Raw genomic sequence first — 15,705 nt, forward strand, 5'->3', positions numbered from 1 at the left:
TGCCATTGACGACGTTGCGCCTGGAAATACATTCATCGTTAGCTTCCAAACATCTGTCCAAACTTTGCCGCAGCCTCCACTGCTCACAAATATCTCAGCCGTCACATTTACCAGCGGAACATTCACCGACACTACCTTTTCCGATCCGCTTATCGTACCTGTATTCCAGCCGCTCATTGCACTTGCCAAAACATCCAGCACCCTTAACGCCTCTGTTGGTGATACACTAACCTACACGATACAGCTTAACAACTTTGGCAACGTAACTACGGAAGTTACTTTGCCAAAGTTCATTCCGGCCGGAACTCTGTTCATTCCTGGCAGCCTGCAACTGAACGGTCAATTGCTGTCGGGAGCCAATCTATTAAAGGCGGTATCACGGCACAATATCCATTGTTCTCAGAGCTGTTACCACAAGGATTGGTTTATGTACCCGGCAGCCTGGCCATCCAAGAAAAAGCATAGCCAGGCGCCAATCCCGGTACAGGCACCGCCCTCCCGGATATTGCACCAGGCGAAATTCTCAACCTTACGCTACAAGCGCTGATCCACGAAGTACCGTGGCTCTTTTTTATGTCAGGATTCCAAAAAAATCCTTATGTGTTTAGAAAAAAATAAAAAAGCCCTGGAATATATTCCAGGGCAGTTGCTAGCGCGTTATCCATTGCTAACCATCTTACCAATTATGTAGGTCGGCTATGCCGGGGATGATTATAATTTGGTTACGTTAGCGGCTTGTGGTCCACGTGCGCCTTCGACAATGTCGAACTCCACGTCTTGTCCTTCTTCAAGCGTTTTGAAACCTTCTGTTTGAATTGCGGAAAAATGTACAAATACGTCGCCGCCTTCAGCAGTTTCAATGAAACCATAACCTTTTTCAGCATTAAACCATTTTACTTTACCTTGCATGCACTAACATTCCCTTCGTCATCAAATGAAGTGAAGCTCTCGCCCACATTTCCGACTATACCACCCAAACTTATCCATTGTCAATTGGAATTGATAATGTTTTCATACATTATTTTACCACAATTTAGGATTCAGTATTGATTTAGTCAAGGCATATATACAAAAAATAAAGGAGCTTCTCAGCTCCTTTACCCCGTACAAATTTATTTGAAACAAAAAATTTAAATAGTTTTCTTCTATAATTAAATTACAGAAGAGCTCCATCACAGAAAATTCCGTAAGAGATATTTTTCTTGCTCATGCTCCATCCTCATATGAGACGACTATTCATGGTCATCGTTAGAAGTTGGTCTTATATAAGATTTTCACTTTGTTATATTTTCTCCAGAAACCGATCTTGAATATCTGGTCCATACCTTACGAACCGCCTGAATTACATCCTGCACATCCTGATCTGTCATCTTAGGAAAGAGAGGGAGTGTTAATGCTGTCCGATAATACTCCTCAGCGTTCGGACACAGCCCTTCCTCATAGCCGAGGTTTTGGTAATAAGGTTGCAGATAAACAGGAATATAGTGCACATTTACACCGATATTCTCAGACCGTAAGGCCTCAAATATCGTCTTCCGATTTGCGTTAAAATGCTCTGGCTGCCAACGGATCACATATAAGTGCCAGCTAGAGTTCGCCCCGGCAAGCTGCTCAGGAAGGACAATCCCGGTCAACTCACTCAAAGCTTCATTGTAAGCCTGCACGATCGTACGACGCTTCTCTACAAACGCATCGAGCTTCTTCATCTGGGAATGCCCCAATGCAGCCTGGATATCTGTCATACGATAGTTATATCCCAGTTCCTGCATTTCGTAATACCAAGAGCCGTCGTTTTTTGTCAACTCCTGTGGGTCGCGTGTCATACCGTGGCTACGGAACAATAACAATTTTCGATAAAATTCCTCAGAATTCGTCGCAATGATGCCACCCTCGCCTGTCGTAATATGCTTGACCGGATGGAAACTGAACATGGTCATGTCCGCCCATGAACCTACTTTGCGTCCATGGTAATCCGCCCCCAAAGAGTGAGCCGCATCCTCAATGAACACCAACCCACGGTCCCGGCACAACATCGATATTTTGTCGAGTTCAGCCGGCTGACCCGTAAAATCGACGGCTATGACCGCCCGAGTATGCTCGGTAATCCGCTCTGCAATCCGGTCCGCATCAATATTGTAGGTGTGCATATCAATGTCGGCGAACACCGGCGTTCCTCCCTGGTATAATACGCAATTACTACTGGCGAGGAATGTAAGTGGTGTTGTGATAACCTCATCGCCTTGTCCAATCCCTGCGGCAAAACAGGCTCCATGCAGTGCAGCAGTTCCGTTGGTGAACGCCACCGCATACTTGGCACCTACATACTCAGCAACCTTCGCTTCAAATTGCTGAATCGCAGGTCCCTGCGTAACAAACCCGCTACGGAGTACATCCACAACAGCTTGAATATCTTCATCGTCAATCCATTGCTGTCCATATGGCAACAGTGTATCACGCACAGGTTCAGTTATTACATCATCGGACATTCAATTAACCCCCTCTATGCTTAAAACAAACTAGATCATGCCGCTCTCACGAATCCAGACTGTCGTACGCCGGATACCTTCTTCCAAACTAATACGCGGTTCCCAACCAAGTAACTCCTTCGCCTTCGTCGAGTTACACAACAGCTTCTGAATCTCACTTTGCGGATGGATGTGCTCCACATGCTTGATACGGGACTGATCGCCACTTATCAGAAATGCCAGATCGTTCACAGAAATATCCTGACCCAATCCCGCATTGACAATCTGACCATTGACACGGTCGCTAAATCCAGCCTCCACGACGAAGCGAGCGCAATCCTCAACGTACAGAAGATCACGGGTTTGTGTGCCTTCTCCATAGATGTTAAGGTCTTTACCTTCCAAATGGTTTTTAATGAAGATCGCAACTACGCCGCCCTCACCGCCTGTCTTTTGAAAAGGGCCATATGTATTAAACGGGCGAATAACCACTGTTGGTAAACCATAAGCGAAATAGTAGGATAATACCATATTCTCAGCAGCTACCTTCGCTCCTGCATAAGGAGAAGCCGGCTTGGTCGGATGCAACTCATTAATGCCTTGATCGTCGCTACAGCGGTCATAAACCATACATGTACTCATAAAAACTACCTTGGTTTGATGCTTGCGGCACTGCTCCAAGATTGCGAAGGTTCCTACCGCATCGTTATTAAAAGTAGTGCGTGGATCATCAATAGAATCCTGTACATTTATGGAAGCTCCTAAATGGTAGCAAATTTCAAACGAATGCTCTTCGAACAACCGTTCCAGCAGCGCTTCATCCAAAATACTTCCTTTGATGAATTCCTTGAAGTTGCTGTGTTCGACTAGATCCGACAAATTTTCCTCGCGTCCATTCGACAAATCGTCGACAATCCAAACCTGATGCCCATCCTCCAACAGACGCTTGGCAACCCAACGCCCAATAAAACCAGCGCCACCAGTGAGTAAAATGTTCATAAGTGCAACTCCTGTCTATTTCATTTTGTCGAGACTCTTCATAGTGTATAGCCTGATTGTACTTACTCTATGACCTGTGGCTCACAGGCACTTAAAATAACCCCCAGTTTACTGGCGTACCTTTAGGGGTATTCTCTTTCACTGATTTTCCAATAATTTCGTCTAGAAATTTTGTCGGCAGTCCTAAGCCTGGACGAATTGCCTTAATATGCTCCCTAGTGATCATTTCACCCTTTTGGATGTCCTTGGCGATATAGAGAGACCTTCTATGCTTCAAAGACTCCTTTTCTCGTTCCGTCGCACCATATGTAATATGGCCGATAGACTGCCAGGCACGTTCTGCTTCCGTCACCAGCGCAGCCATTTCTTCAGGCTCCATGGAAAAGGCTGAGTCCACTCCACCATCAGCACGACGCAACGTAAAGTGCTTTTCAATTACCGTCGTCCCCAAAGCCACACTCGCCACCGACACGCCAACCCCCATAGTATGATCCGATATACCAACCTGGCAACCGAATAGTTGTTCCAAATGAGGAAGCGTCGCAATATTCGTATTGTCTGGCGACGCAGGGTAAGTACTTGTACATTTCAGTAAAACAATGTCCTTGGCGCCAGCCTCCTTCGCTGCACGAACTGATTCATCTAGTTCAGCTACCGACGCCATACCTGTTGAAATGATCAGTGGTTTGCCTGTTGCCGCAACCTTTCGAATTAATTGGATGTCCGTGTTTTCAAAGGAAGCTATTTTATAAGCAGGCACTTTCAATGATTCAAGAAAGTCGACAGCTGATTCATCAAAAGGAGTGCTGAACGCCAAAATCCCCAACTCTGCACATTTATTGAAAATGGGTTCATGCCATTCCCATGGCGTATATGCTTCCTGATAAAGACTATACAACGAATTGCCTTTCCACAGACTGTTCGGGTCCTCAATGAAAAAGTCGCCCTCATGAATGTCCAACGTCATTGTATCTGCTGTATAAGTTTGGAGTTTGAGCGCATCCACTCCAGATGCCGCCGCAGCCTCCACGATGGCAAGCGCCCGATCGAGCGACTGATTATGATTACCAGACATTTCTGCTATTATAAAAGGTTTGTGTTTCTTACCGATCCAACGGTCGCCAATTTGGAATTCCACTATAATTCCCCCTTCAATATGGAAAGGATGGGATGTCTCCCGCTCCTTCTCTGTGTCTCCGTCAAAGCCAGAACCGCCCTGCTCTGCTCAGCTAACAATTCGGGCTTATTCAGCAATTTCTCCAGCATATCTGTAACTTGTTCAGTCCTGACCTCCCCACTTGCCCCTATATGCCATGCAAGTCCCCGTTTTGCTGCTTCCATAACAGTTGCCTTCTGATTTTCAGCCACGGTGATAATCACGGAAGGTACACCCATATAGCAGCGCTCCCACATAGAGATTCCACCTGCACCGATCGCCAAATCCACTGAGGCTAACAGCTCCGCCATATTCGAATAATTCTCATAAAACGTAACATGGTCAAAAGGAGAGAATGCCGCTCGCAGTTCTGGTACACGAGAATTGGCTGGACCTGCAACTACAATAAAATGAAACTGTTTCCCGATTTCGCTTTCAACGACAGGCAGCATTTTGCCCAACTCATTGGTTGGATCACTTCCACCGAAATTAACAAGAATGCATTGACATTGTGTCCGAGCGACCGCGTTTTCCGACAGACGGAAAAAGTCGTTCCGTAGCAATGCAAATTCCGGGCCCAATAGTTGAAGTGCATGCTCCGGCAGCAATCCAATATATCTTTTATCCATATCTGGATATAAGTTCTGGTCCAATAGTACGTCACAATCATGTGGCCGATTTGCCAGGTCATCAATCACGAAGATACTGCGGACATAAGGACGGAGCAATTGCTCCCAACGGGCATCTAAGCCATAATGGTCCACAATAAGCCAATCGCATTGTTCACCACCTACAGCTGCAGTCTCCCGGGCATCCCGGTCCATATCTAAGGGTTCCTCATCAGTTCCCGATAGACAGGAAAGGCTAAAGCCTCTGCAGCAAATATCTTCAGCCAAAGCTTGCGGTATATCAGCATTACACACAAAGCGGATATCTGCTGGTATGTTATCTCGTATGCTCAAGGCAAGGGTAATGCACCTCATCACATGCCCGGTTCCCAGTCGAGAAGAGGCATTCGCCCGTATCAGAATCTGCATTTTCATTGGAATACATCCCAAGCAGTCGTAATCTCAAACAATTGGTCCAAAGTCTCCACTTCCACATCTGCATTATATTCCTCAGGCTTTACGGTATCCTTAAAATGCCCTCGACGAATTCGAATCGTGCGGTACCCTAAAGGCCGTATACCCACAAAGTCTTTGTTCGGATTATCTCCAATATATATAATATCGGACGGATCAACCTTTTCCGTTTGCGCGATGAGCTGGAAACAATAAGGAGAAGGTTTAGATCTATGTCTCCCGTATCGATAGGTGATATAGCATTTCCTCACCCGCTCTTCCAAACCTAATGCTTTAATCTTGTTATATTGTACGACCTTGTTGCCATCCGTCACAATATAGATCGGGGAGCCTTCGACCGCCAGGCGCTCCAAAACCGCATCCGCATCAGGGGATAGTGTGATGTCCGGTCGATGAAGCCTATAAATCGATAGGCATTTCCTGATATTACGCCGTGTTGCCATCCCATAATGTTCAAGCACTCTGTCAAAGACCTTTCCTCTACCCTCTTGCTCCAGCACATCCCACATGATTGAGAAGGCCTCCTGTGAGTTTATACCAAATTGCTCGCTCAAGTAAGAAGCGACCGCCTGAAATCCGCTTCGAACAAAAGTAATTTCTTCGTACAAAGTATCATCAAGATCAAAAACAAAAACCTTCATAAGATTAGGTCCTCCGCATGCCGAACTAGCATTTTCTCATGCGCAGATCTATGAAAGAACAAGTCGTCAATTTGAGTCCCCTCGCTCTCCTTCAGAAACCAGAAAAAACTATCCAGCCCCATTGCTAATGATAGCGTCGACGCTCCCCCAAACCGACAGTTACACTCAATTAGATGCTGCCGTTTATCTCCATCCACTATAAGCTGGAAGATAACATGACCACGAAATCGGAAACGCTCTGCAATCTGCTGACACAGTTTCTCTATTTCCGGGTAACGGACTGATGTCGTGATCTGTGACTCCCCATTCATCACCCAATTGCGTTGCCGAACAAGAGCCCCCACAGCCTTACTTTCCCTTGTTAAGAAAACATCAACACTATATTCGATCCCTTGAATCAGAGGCTGAAATACTGGGTTCAACATTCTTTTCGCATGCCTTTTGGTTTCATGGGGGCTAAGACCAATACCCGCATTGATTGAACCGGCCCCAAATCGCTCTTTCACCACATATTGTCCAACGTTATAGTAGGAGGATGTTGTTATAGCTTCAAGCTCTGTGAATGTTGGAATTACCGGATATCCCTGTTCCGCCAGTACCTCATAAAAGCGTAACTTGTCCAAACATAGCTCTACTGCATCAACATCCGATATCATAACCGTAATCCCGGCCTTCTCTAGTTGTTGCCGATGCTCTGCAAAATATAGTAATTCTCCGTCTCTGCTCGGAATGATTACTGAAATCTCTTGTGCATGACAGTAGCTGATAAGACTATCCACCGTCAAATCTTGTAAAGAAGGACAAAGCCAGAATACATCAACCACATACTGCCCTAAACAGCTAGCACTAATATCCGCTCCATACAACTTGGCACCTGGACGGGCACGATGCAGAGCATCCCTTACCGCTTTAATCATAGGCACCTTCTGACTGATACTCATGATCATGACATTCATACCGCAAACCTCGCTTTATCAGTCATCACTTTATTACTCGCCTAGCTTTTTTTGCTTTACCTCCGCATTGATCAGCGCCAGTTCAGGTTGACGCTCAAGTAGCGAAAGTATCTCGTTCCAGTGGAAAATGCTGCCTGTATATAACTCCCCATAAATCCTGGAAATCAGCTCCCAATCCTCGGGGGTATCTAACGTCAACCTGTATCGACTAAAATCTGTGCTGCTGCTGTATGCATGGATATGAAATAAATCAGGATGCTGGTAAATGTAGGGTGTAACGTGCTCGTATTCATATTCTTTCGTGGCATGAAAATACGATCGGCTTAAAGCATCAAAGGTAAACACTTCTGTATCCAGTCCCCGTGCAAAAGTACCACTTAAACCACTGCTGGAATAATCTAAATCATTGTCCAAAAAATGAGTAATGACTTTATCGGAAATAAGTGGGTCTAACAGAGGACAATCCGATGTAATTCGCACAACAACATCTGATTTTACTTCCTTTGCTGCTTCATAGTAACGGCTGAGGACATTCGTCCGGCTTCCCCTGAAATAGTTTACCCCGTAATGGCTTGCCTCCTGACAGATATGGTCATCCTCCGTCTCCGTGGTCGTAGCCACGATGACCTGGTCCAAGGTAGGAATTGCAAGTACCCTATTAATCACATGTCCCAGAACTGTCTGATCCCCCAGCTTGTTCATAACCTTGCCAGGAAGACGCGTAGATCCCATACGGGCTTGGATAATGGCAGTAATATTCATGAATATTCGCCTTTCTTTTATTCAATAATGATATAAGAACATAGTGGATTCATAGGATCTCTTCTAATGGCATATCGACTTAAACCCAATACTTCTTTTAAAGCGATTGTCTCACCAGGAAGTGCACTATAGTTAAGCTCATCAAAAGCTAAAACACTTCCTTTTGTGAGATGGCTTGAAATAGCCTCCAGGCATTTTTTTGTAGGTTTATATATATCAAAATCAAAATATGCTAATGAAACAATAGTTTCAGGATGATCAGATAGATAAGTCGTAATACTATCCGTTGCATCTCCCTTTATCAACTCATATTTTTTAATGTGGGAAATCGGACTTTCTTGTTCATGAAATTGCATCACACTGTCCAAGTACTCAAAATAGTTAGGAGTAACAGAATAATCTCCTTTACTGACGTGCTGACCATCCTTAATATCTACTTCAGGAAAGCCTTCAAACGTATCAAATCCAATAATTTTTCTATTATAATTATATGGTTCATATATACCCCTTAAATTTTCATATAACGACAGATTCTGCCCCCATCTCACTCCAAATTCCATAATAACTCCATGAACATTTATAATCTTTTTATATAATTCATTAATGTATAATAGCCTTGAGAGAGTTTGTCTTCTTAGATAAATCCCCATATTATCCAAAATTTCCTCATCAGGAATGGGTGAATTCTTCATTATCTCCACGAATTTTTGTTTACCTTTTTTTTCTTCATTACTTGAGTTTCCTAAATACCTGATTGAATTCATATGTTACTCTCCCCTACTTTTTTATAGAATCCTTTTTTCAGTGCTTCTCGAACGGTAAATACTAACACATCAAATGCTCTTTAGATCTCTTTCCATGGGTTTATTTTCAATTTTTCATATCCTGTTCGACAACAATTAAATCAGATTTTCTGATATTAACCAGTCTATAATCACGTTTTTAGCAATTGGAAGCTCATTTGGCTTAATAATCTTATTTGATAACGTTTGATTTTTATTTTTAGAAAGTGATGGTATAATATACATTTGCTCTGTTTCTAGAGCATTTAGTCGTTCGTCTTCAGTCATTAATTCTTCAAACATCTTCTCGCCTGGACGAAGTCCTATCCGTTTAACTTCGACTTTAGTTTTGATCCCGGATTTTTCTAAAAAAACCTTTATGAGCGCTTCGGCTAAGTCACCAATTCGCACAACAGGCATTTTCAGGACAAAGACTTCCCCCCCCTGTGCATCCTCGTTAGCCTGCAGGATTAATTCAATCGCCTGTGAAGGGGTCATCATATATCTCAACATCTCTGGATCTGTAATGGTGATTTCGTCATTTTCCAAAATTTGCTTCTTAAACAATGGAATAACGGAGCCACGTGAACCCATCACATTTCCAAAGCGAACCGAAGAAAATATAGTAGACTTGGAGCCCTTTTGATATTCAGAGGCCGAAATCAGACGCTCTGCTGTTAGCTTGGTTGCACCATAAGTGTTGGTCGGAGAAATAGCCTTATCCGTACTTGTGAAAAGGACCTTTTTCACACCATTCTCCAAAGCCGCCTGAATGACATTCTGAGTACCTATTACATTGGTTTGTACAGCCTCAAACGGGTTATACTCACACGAAGGTACGTGCTTCATTGCGGCTAAATGGAATACGTAATCAATATCCTCCATTGCTCTCATCAATCTTTGCTGATCTCTCACATCACCAATCAGAAAACGCAATTGATTAGAATGGGCTTGAAAATCTATATTCATTTCATACTGTTTATGCTCATCACGGCTAAAAATACGAATTACACTCGGCTCATCTTTCAAAAGTCTCTGCACCAGTTGACGCCCTATTGTTCCCGTTCCACCTGTGATTAATATTTTCTTCCCTTTGTAGGTTTCCTTCTGCATTTTGAACACGTCCCTTGTCCTTTAACTCTTTATATTATCTATTCTGCGAATTGCTTCTATAAACAGTTCTTCAAGCATCGGAATTTTATCCAGTATCTCATTCGTTAGCTTTCCTAGATGTTCATGTATCATGTCAGCTTTGCGGGAGAGATTTTGCTCTATAGCGATCAAAGGTTGTTGCTGGTCAAATAGACCAATTTCCAGTGGAAGTACGGTTTCTATAATAGGATTAAACCAATCTCTACTTACAATGCTGGTCCAGCGTTGTTCAATTTCAACAATCGCATTGTGACATTTGAGCGGCTTCATTCGGCTCCATTCTCTAATATTCCCGATCGTTTTCAGCATGATTTTCAATTCTTCCCTGAATTGAGCGAAATCATTGAGCGTATGCTGTATTTTCCCTTTAACCTCTTCGATACGATTCTCATTTATAATAAAGGGCTGATTCCGTTGGATACTGGCTATTGCATCGTGCTCAATATGTTCCTCGGCAATCATATCATATACTTCTTCAATCGGCTTCCAAACGGTTCCCTCTAGCGCGGCCCCGTTACGAGTCGTATTAATAAATTCAATACTGGATAAAGCTTCAAACAAGTGCTCAAGTGCGTCTTTCATAAACAAGAAACTTTCGTTCGTAGCATTATATTCACCATGCACGTTCAATACCTGTTGCAGTGCCTTCTCCATAAACGATGCTTTGTGGGATTCGTTAATATGTCCTACTCCATCAGCGTAGACCTTATTACCTGGGAAGGATAAATCCTGCCCCATCAGTACGATGCGCCGAGCCCCAAGCCATGCAGCCGCTTGTATGGCTGAGCCTACAACCGTCGGTGTTGCTGTTATAGCAACCTGTGTCTGGTCAATTCCTAAATAATACTGCGAAATAGGATCATTACTCAGCACAAAATGGATGGTATCCTTCTGCTTTCGATCTGTAATCCCAAAATAAGAGGTAGACCCGTATAATAGAGGAGCTTCCAACGTTTCTGGCTGGGAAAACACCTTATCATTGATAATACCACCATCCAGCGTGACCGCTAAATGCGGCTGTATTCCCTCTTTAACTAGTGCTTGAATACTAGAGCCCGCTGCGATAACAAGCGCATGAGGTTGCACTCGCTTAATCCACTCAATATCCTGCTGAAGCGATGGCCCCGATGCGATAATAAAAGCCGTGCTTCCGGGAAAAGAAAATTTAAAATCATCAATAGAGGGCGAAGACAGCATTCCCGCCATCTGGTACATGCTGTTACGAATCCAGTCCTGCCGAAAAAAATGATTAGTGCGTTGGTTTGATTCATAGGTACGATTGTAATCTTTCAATTTTTCTTTAACATCACGTAATACATTCATTTCGTCCTCGAGATAATGACGAAGTGCAACAAAGGCTAACTCTCGCTGCATATGGACAGACGCCATATAAAACAGTGAATTTAATTGGAGATCGCCAATGGCCAGCCAGTACAAATTGGGGTGCTCTAAAAGAATCCGCATATCATAACTGCTAATAGACTTTAGGAACTGGTATTCATCCGGTTCATATACAAGAAGCAAGCGGTCAGGATACATTTCAAGGATGTCAGCGACGCCAAGACCCTGACCAAATCCATAAACAAAGACACATTCTATATTTCCTACCGATTGCTGAACCGCCTCCAGCCAAATATGATCTTTTTCTACAGGTTCATTATAAGACTTGTGATCCTTGACCCCAGTTGGCTCAAGTGAGAGTACTGTACTAGAAACATTTGGAAATCGCTTCTGTATAGCTGTCAGATTCAATGATAAAATTGTCAAGACCATACCACCATTCATTATGATTCTTCATAATTAATATATCGGACTGTAACATGAAGGAGTGAACCTTGCAAATAAAAAAATCCCTCCCAGTATAACCTGAGAGAGATTATAATACCATTTACTTCCTGTGATCTATAAAAAGACTATCAACTGAATAAGCACGCTGGTAAGCACTTTGTTGGACACGTATATTTCCTTTTCTCTCCATCCAACTACCGGCTTCATCTTTCAACTTATTCATACGCTCCAATATCGGTGCATCCATATCCAAAATAAGTCCTATTTCTTGTTTATCTTCCTCAGTGATAACATTCCGAAATTTCTTCATTTCCTGCACAATTTCTTGTCGACGATCGACAAAAGCAACTAACTCTTCCTCTTCTATGATCGAGAGTCGGTTGGTCGTCTCTATTGTCATTTCTTTTAATGCTTGAATGAGGGCTTGAATACTGTTACTGTCCATCAGCTACCTGTGACCGAGCTTGGAAGTTTGCTCACTTCCACCCAAGCCTCACGAAGATCTGTTAGATGTTCCTCTACTTCCCGAGCCTTAGAGACATCTTTATGAACGTTAGCTTCAATCAGACAATGCAGCATATATTCATAAATTCTTAATAAATCCTGTGCAATCGGATAGTCAAAATTCAAGGCAGATATTAATTCATGGATGATAGCTTGTGATTTACAAAGATTATAGTTCGCTTTCCCGAAATCTTTATCTAAAATCCCGTCTATACCTGCCCGAGTAAAACGGATTGCCCCATCATACAGCATAATCAGAAGTTTAGGCTTGGAGGCAGTCTGGGCTTGAGCCTGCTGGTACTTCTGGTAAGGGGATTGAATCAAATGTATGACCTCCTTATTTATCTAAAGCTGGACAAACTAGAAGAAGTGCTATTATATTTATTAATTGCCGTCTCCATAGCTGTGAATTTTTTGTAGTAATTCGTTTCTATCATATTCAATCGGGCTGTCATATCGGTAATTCTTCTGTCAATACTCGTTAACTCTGTTCCCATTGTGCTGTTGATAAGGAATGAAGCACTAAGATCAGTACTTACCTTTGAGGTTCCTGCCTTGTCAGCTAACTTTTGCAGCGCAGTATTGGATATTTTTTTCATGCGTGCAAAAATCCCGTCTTGGTCCGTATATTTATTACTTTGTGCTGTGGCAGAATCCTGCTTACTGAAAAAGTTGGTCACAATATCAGGATCTTTATCTAAAGCAGCTTTCAGCTTATCTGTATCTAAAATAAGTTTCCCTTTTGTCTGATACGTACCTGTTGTTATACCGAGCTGGGCAAGACTAATTGTTGTACCGTCGTCCAGTTTAACTCCCTGAGTCATTGCACTACGCATATCCGCTGCTGCGCTCTGCAAAATACTGTCATTTTTAAGCATTCCACTTTTAGCTTTATCAGTCCATTGTTTAACTTCATCATCACTCATGTCCTTTTTTTGGGCAGTTGTTAAAGGTGTATATTTTTTGTATCGTTCTTCACTAACTTTGTTATTCAACGTAGAGAGAACATCGTTGTACGCATCAACAAACCCCTGAACCGTTTCAACCAGCTTATCCGTATCTTTGACCACTTCAATGCGTGTAGAAGTACTGCCACTGGCATTATTAAGCGTAAGTTCGACACCATTCATCGTGAAGGTATTGGAGGATCTTGTGATATCCAAACCATTTACAGTAAGTTTAGCGTCTTCGCCGCCTGTAATGGTATTCCCCAGCTTTAAAGCAGAAAATACCGCTCCATTAAGCTCAATATCTTTGGCTCCAGTCGTTTTACTTGTTAGAGAAATCTTACCTGTGGCAGAGTCATAGATCGCACTCACACCAGCTTGCTTATTTGAATTGATTTTTTGGACAAAGGAATCAATCGTTTCATTGGCAGGATCTATTTCTATGGATGCTTCCGAAGCTCCTGAACCAATTTTGACTGTTATTGGAGTGGTTCCTGAGATTCCCGAATCTTTAATATCCTGTAGCTTAACAGTTCCCCAATCGGTCGGTGCAGAAACAGAACCATTGAGTTCAATAGCTGCAGAAGAAGTAGCGCTTGATGCTGTTGCCAGCGAGGTCACTTTTACATCCAATACTCCACTGGCCGACGAAGATACTTTCGCACTAACTGCACTAGTATTTCCGGTAATATTCGCCTTCTGAGCACTGATTGCACTACTCAAGTTAAGTTTAGATAGTTTATCTTGCGTAAAACTAACCAGTTTCACACTGGTCTCCCGATAGTTTTCACGCTTCCATTCCATTAGCTGTTTCTGTTGATTTAGCTTGTCGAGCGGAGCGCTCTCAGCTGTCATCAGCTTTTTAACCATTGAATCTATATCCATACCAGACGCCAAACCACTTATTCTTGTTACCATGAACGTTCCTCCTTATGCCTTTTTATCAACAATAATCCCGGTGATTTCCATCATTCTTGCTGCTACATCCAGAATTTTTTCTGGCGGAACCTCACGAATGAGATCGCCCGTTTCCTTGTTTAAAACTTTAATCATAATAGTGTGGGTTTTTTCGTGTACAGATATTTCAAACATTTTTCGAGGACCTTGAATCGCATCAATTGCTTTTTGCAATTGTTCAATTGTTTGCTCGTGTGTTTGCTGTACTTTTGCAGGAATTACAGATTGGACTGGATCAGTAGCTGTCTCCTCCTTTGGAGTTCCGGCAGAAACATGAATCGGTGTTATACCTCCTGCATTGGCGGGTATCAACGGTTCCATAACATAACCCCTCGCTTGTAAAATGGTATGCCACGCACTGCATCTCTTTTATTCCTATCAGATGTCCTACTTTATATATCGGTTAATGATTTAGAATGTTTATGAAAAATAATACAAAAAAACAAAAAAAGGCTCTGCATTTTGCAGAGCCTTTTTAATAATTCGCTTGCTTTCCAAAATCTTAACGAAGCAGGGACAATACGCCTTGTGGCGCAGAGTTTGCTTGTGACAGCATGGATTGCGAAGCTTGCAGCAAGATGTTGTTTTTGGACAAAGCAACCATTTCTTTTGCCATGTCAGTATCACGAATACGGGATTCGGAAGCTGTCAGGTTCTCAACTGTAGTACCCAAGTTATTGGAAGTATATTCCAAACGGTTTTGAACAGCACCCAGTCTAGCACGTTGTGTAGCAACTTTATCAATACCGTCACTTACGCTTGTCAACGTGGAACCAGAATTCAAGCCAGTAAATCCTGTAGTAGCAACACCACTAACTGTAATTGTAAAAGCTTTATCGTCAGCTTGTATTTTTACGTTAGAAGTGATTTTGATTCCATTGAACGTTGTGTTGGACATGATAGCGTTGATTTGCGATCCCAATGCGTTAAGCTCCATGTTGATATTGCTCTTGTCGCTTGCAGAATATGTTCCGTTCAGCTTTTGAACGTTCAATTCTTTCATACGGGAAAGCATGGAGGATACTTCGTTCATTGCACCCTCAGCAGTTTGTGCAAAAGAAATACCGTCTTGAACGTTACGTTGAGATTGTTCCAGACCACGGATTTGTCCGCGCATTTTTTCGGAGATGGAGAGACCAGCAGCGTCATCAGCAGCACGGTTGATACGCAGACCGGAAGACAGCTTCTCCATGTTTTTACTTGCTGCAGCATTATTCATACCCATGTTACGATGAGTGTTCAATGCAGGAATATTGTGGTTAATAATCATTTGAAATTTCCTCCCTGAAATGGTTTAATTCCCACGTCCTTGTGGTATGAGCGTCTTCACAGGTCGGCCGCCCTGAAGAATTACCGCTCTAAATTATATATCGACACCTGCCACTGTATTGTTTATAGCATTTCAAAATTTTCAAAAAAATCTATTTTGGAAAACAGCATTTCGACTCAAAAATTTTTATTTTAACCAATAATTGATATTTTTTGAACTCTAGCTTATATTAAGCTTGTGGTAA

At 42.6% G+C, this 15,705-nt stretch carries 17 protein-coding genes; 1 reads left to right on the forward strand and 16 read right to left on the reverse strand.

All coding sequences use genetic code 11. The features are described from left to right. Nucleotides 1-64 precede the first annotated feature (64 nt). Nucleotides 65-547 (forward strand): DUF11 domain-containing protein, encoded by a 483-nt coding sequence (locus BAZ21_RS29500; RefSeq protein WP_256019657.1) that lies wholly within the window; start codon nucleotides 65-67, stop codon nucleotides 545-547. A 164-nt stretch (nucleotides 548-711) separates the two neighbouring features. Here the strand turns inward: BAZ21_RS29500 and BAZ21_RS03735 are convergent, their stop codons facing one another. The 16 genes from BAZ21_RS03735 to BAZ21_RS03810 all read right to left on the reverse strand — a co-directional run bounded on the left by BAZ21_RS03735 (nucleotide 712) and on the right by BAZ21_RS03810 (nucleotide 15,461). Continuing rightward, nucleotides 712-909 (reverse strand): cold shock domain-containing protein, encoded by a 198-nt coding sequence (locus BAZ21_RS03735; RefSeq protein WP_007432685.1) that lies wholly within the window; start codon nucleotides 907-909, stop codon nucleotides 712-714. A gap of 365 nt (nucleotides 910-1,274) precedes the next feature. After that, on the reverse strand, nucleotides 1,275-2,486 hold the full coding sequence (gene pseC / locus BAZ21_RS03740; protein WP_068497223.1) for a UDP-4-amino-4,6-dideoxy-N-acetyl-beta-L-altrosamine transaminase: 1,212 nt from the start codon (nucleotides 2,484-2,486) through the stop codon (nucleotides 1,275-1,277). Nucleotides 2,487-2,516: 30 nt separating this feature from the next. Then, complete coding sequence (locus BAZ21_RS03745; protein ID WP_068497225.1) at nucleotides 2,517-3,464, reverse strand: dTDP-glucose 4,6-dehydratase; 948 nt, start codon at nucleotides 3,462-3,464, stop codon at nucleotides 2,517-2,519. 91 nt (nucleotides 3,465-3,555) lie between these two features. Beyond that, nucleotides 3,556-4,602 carry a pseudaminic acid synthase gene (gene pseI, locus BAZ21_RS03750; RefSeq protein ID WP_007432688.1) on the reverse strand — a complete coding sequence of 349 codons (1,047 nt, stop codon included), beginning with the start codon at nucleotides 4,600-4,602 and terminating at the stop codon, nucleotides 3,556-3,558. Beyond that, on the reverse strand, nucleotides 4,602-5,663 hold the full coding sequence (gene pseG / locus BAZ21_RS03755) for a UDP-2,4-diacetamido-2,4,6-trideoxy-beta-L-altropyranose hydrolase (protein WP_068497228.1): 1,062 nt from the start codon (nucleotides 5,661-5,663) through the stop codon (nucleotides 4,602-4,604). The genes pseI and pseG overlap by 1 nt, the downstream gene beginning before the upstream one ends. Beyond that, on the reverse strand, nucleotides 5,660-6,343 hold the full coding sequence (locus tag BAZ21_RS03760) for an HAD family hydrolase (RefSeq protein ID WP_068497229.1): 684 nt from the start codon (nucleotides 6,341-6,343) through the stop codon (nucleotides 5,660-5,662). Before BAZ21_RS03760 ends, pseG begins: the two co-directional genes overlap by 4 nt. Continuing rightward, complete coding sequence (locus tag BAZ21_RS03765; protein WP_256019664.1) at nucleotides 6,340-7,284, reverse strand: ATP-grasp domain-containing protein; 945 nt, start codon at nucleotides 7,282-7,284, stop codon at nucleotides 6,340-6,342. Before BAZ21_RS03765 ends, BAZ21_RS03760 begins: the two co-directional genes overlap by 4 nt. 48 nt (nucleotides 7,285-7,332) lie before the next feature. Next, nucleotides 7,333-8,061 carry a cytidylyltransferase domain-containing protein gene (locus tag BAZ21_RS03770; protein ID WP_068497230.1) on the reverse strand — a complete coding sequence of 243 codons (729 nt, stop codon included), beginning with the start codon at nucleotides 8,059-8,061 and terminating at the stop codon, nucleotides 7,333-7,335. A gap of 17 nt (nucleotides 8,062-8,078) precedes the next feature. Continuing rightward, entirely contained in the window at nucleotides 8,079-8,825 is a 747-nt protein-coding gene (locus tag BAZ21_RS03775) for a crotonobetainyl-CoA--carnitine CoA-transferase (protein WP_068497231.1), read from the reverse strand. Nucleotides 8,826-8,960: 135 nt separating this feature from the next. Then, a complete protein-coding gene (locus BAZ21_RS03780) occupies nucleotides 8,961-9,956 on the reverse strand; it encodes a UDP-N-acetylglucosamine 4,6-dehydratase family protein (protein WP_068497233.1) in 996 nt (331 codons plus the stop codon). A gap of 21 nt (nucleotides 9,957-9,977) precedes the next feature. Then, the gene (locus BAZ21_RS03785) at nucleotides 9,978-11,768 is read right to left on the reverse strand and encodes a motility associated factor glycosyltransferase family protein (RefSeq protein ID WP_256019668.1); all 1,791 of its coding nucleotides are present in this window, start codon (nucleotides 11,766-11,768) and stop codon (nucleotides 9,978-9,980) included. A 115-nt stretch (nucleotides 11,769-11,883) separates the two neighbouring features. Further along, nucleotides 11,884-12,228, reverse strand: coding sequence for a hypothetical protein (locus BAZ21_RS03790; RefSeq protein WP_084011502.1), 345 nt, complete (start codon nucleotides 12,226-12,228; stop codon nucleotides 11,884-11,886). Then, entirely contained in the window at nucleotides 12,228-12,611 is a 384-nt protein-coding gene (gene fliS, locus BAZ21_RS03795) for a flagellar export chaperone FliS (protein ID WP_068497239.1), read from the reverse strand. The genes BAZ21_RS03790 and fliS overlap by 1 nt, the downstream gene beginning before the upstream one ends. A 17-nt stretch (nucleotides 12,612-12,628) precedes the next feature. Then, nucleotides 12,629-14,152: a flagellar filament capping protein FliD gene (gene fliD, locus BAZ21_RS03800; protein ID WP_068497240.1), complete on the reverse strand. Its 1,524-nt coding sequence runs from the start codon at nucleotides 14,150-14,152 to the stop codon at nucleotides 12,629-12,631. A gap of 12 nt (nucleotides 14,153-14,164) precedes the next feature. After that, complete coding sequence (locus BAZ21_RS03805; RefSeq protein ID WP_068497242.1) at nucleotides 14,165-14,512, reverse strand: flagellar protein FlaG; 348 nt, start codon at nucleotides 14,510-14,512, stop codon at nucleotides 14,165-14,167. Between the two features lie 181 nt (nucleotides 14,513-14,693). Continuing rightward, the gene (locus tag BAZ21_RS03810) at nucleotides 14,694-15,461 is read right to left on the reverse strand and encodes a flagellin N-terminal helical domain-containing protein (protein WP_068497244.1); all 768 of its coding nucleotides are present in this window, start codon (nucleotides 15,459-15,461) and stop codon (nucleotides 14,694-14,696) included. Nucleotides 15,462-15,705 lie beyond the last annotated feature (244 nt).

The sequence above is a fragment of the Paenibacillus kribbensis genome, assembly GCF_001705305.1.
GTDB classification, from domain to species: Bacteria; Bacillota; Bacilli; order Paenibacillales; family Paenibacillaceae; genus Paenibacillus; species Paenibacillus kribbensis_B.

What these genes read in the sequence shown, in the direction of transcription:
- BAZ21_RS03805 (WP_068497242.1), bottom strand. Translation starts at nt 14,512, where the DNA reads ATGGAACCGTTGATACCCGCCAATGCAGGAGGTATAACACCGATTCAT.
- BAZ21_RS03780 (WP_068497233.1), bottom strand. Translation starts at nt 9,956, where the DNA reads ATGCAGAAGGAAACCTACAAAGGGAAGAAAATATTAATCACAGGTGGA.
- BAZ21_RS03760 (WP_068497229.1), bottom strand. Translation starts at nt 6,343, where the DNA reads ATGAAGGTTTTTGTTTTTGATCTTGATGATACTTTGTACGAAGAAATT.
- BAZ21_RS03735 (WP_007432685.1), bottom strand. Translation starts at nt 909, where the DNA reads ATGCAAGGTAAAGTAAAATGGTTTAATGCTGAAAAAGGTTATGGTTTC.
- BAZ21_RS03775 (WP_068497231.1), bottom strand. Translation starts at nt 8,825, where the DNA reads ATGAATTCAATCAGGTATTTAGGAAACTCAAGTAATGAAGAAAAAAAA.
- BAZ21_RS03770 (WP_068497230.1), bottom strand. Translation starts at nt 8,061, where the DNA reads ATGAATATTACTGCCATTATCCAAGCCCGTATGGGATCTACGCGTCTT.
- BAZ21_RS03810 (WP_068497244.1), bottom strand. Translation starts at nt 15,461, where the DNA reads ATGATTATTAACCACAATATTCCTGCATTGAACACTCATCGTAACATG.
- BAZ21_RS03790 (WP_084011502.1), bottom strand. Translation starts at nt 12,228, where the DNA reads ATGGACAGTAACAGTATTCAAGCCCTCATTCAAGCATTAAAAGAAATG.
- BAZ21_RS03745 (WP_068497225.1), bottom strand. Translation starts at nt 3,464, where the DNA reads ATGAACATTTTACTCACTGGTGGCGCTGGTTTTATTGGGCGTTGGGTT.
- BAZ21_RS03785 (WP_256019668.1), bottom strand. Translation starts at nt 11,768, where the DNA reads ATGGTCTTGACAATTTTATCATTGAATCTGACAGCTATACAGAAGCGA.
- fliD (WP_068497240.1), bottom strand. Translation starts at nt 14,152, where the DNA reads ATGGTAACAAGAATAAGTGGTTTGGCGTCTGGTATGGATATAGATTCA.
- BAZ21_RS03765 (WP_256019664.1), bottom strand. Translation starts at nt 7,284, where the DNA reads ATGAGTATCAGTCAGAAGGTGCCTATGATTAAAGCGGTAAGGGATGCT.
- pseC (WP_068497223.1), bottom strand. Translation starts at nt 2,486, where the DNA reads ATGTCCGATGATGTAATAACTGAACCTGTGCGTGATACACTGTTGCCA.
- pseG (WP_068497228.1), bottom strand. Translation starts at nt 5,663, where the DNA reads ATGAAAATGCAGATTCTGATACGGGCGAATGCCTCTTCTCGACTGGGA.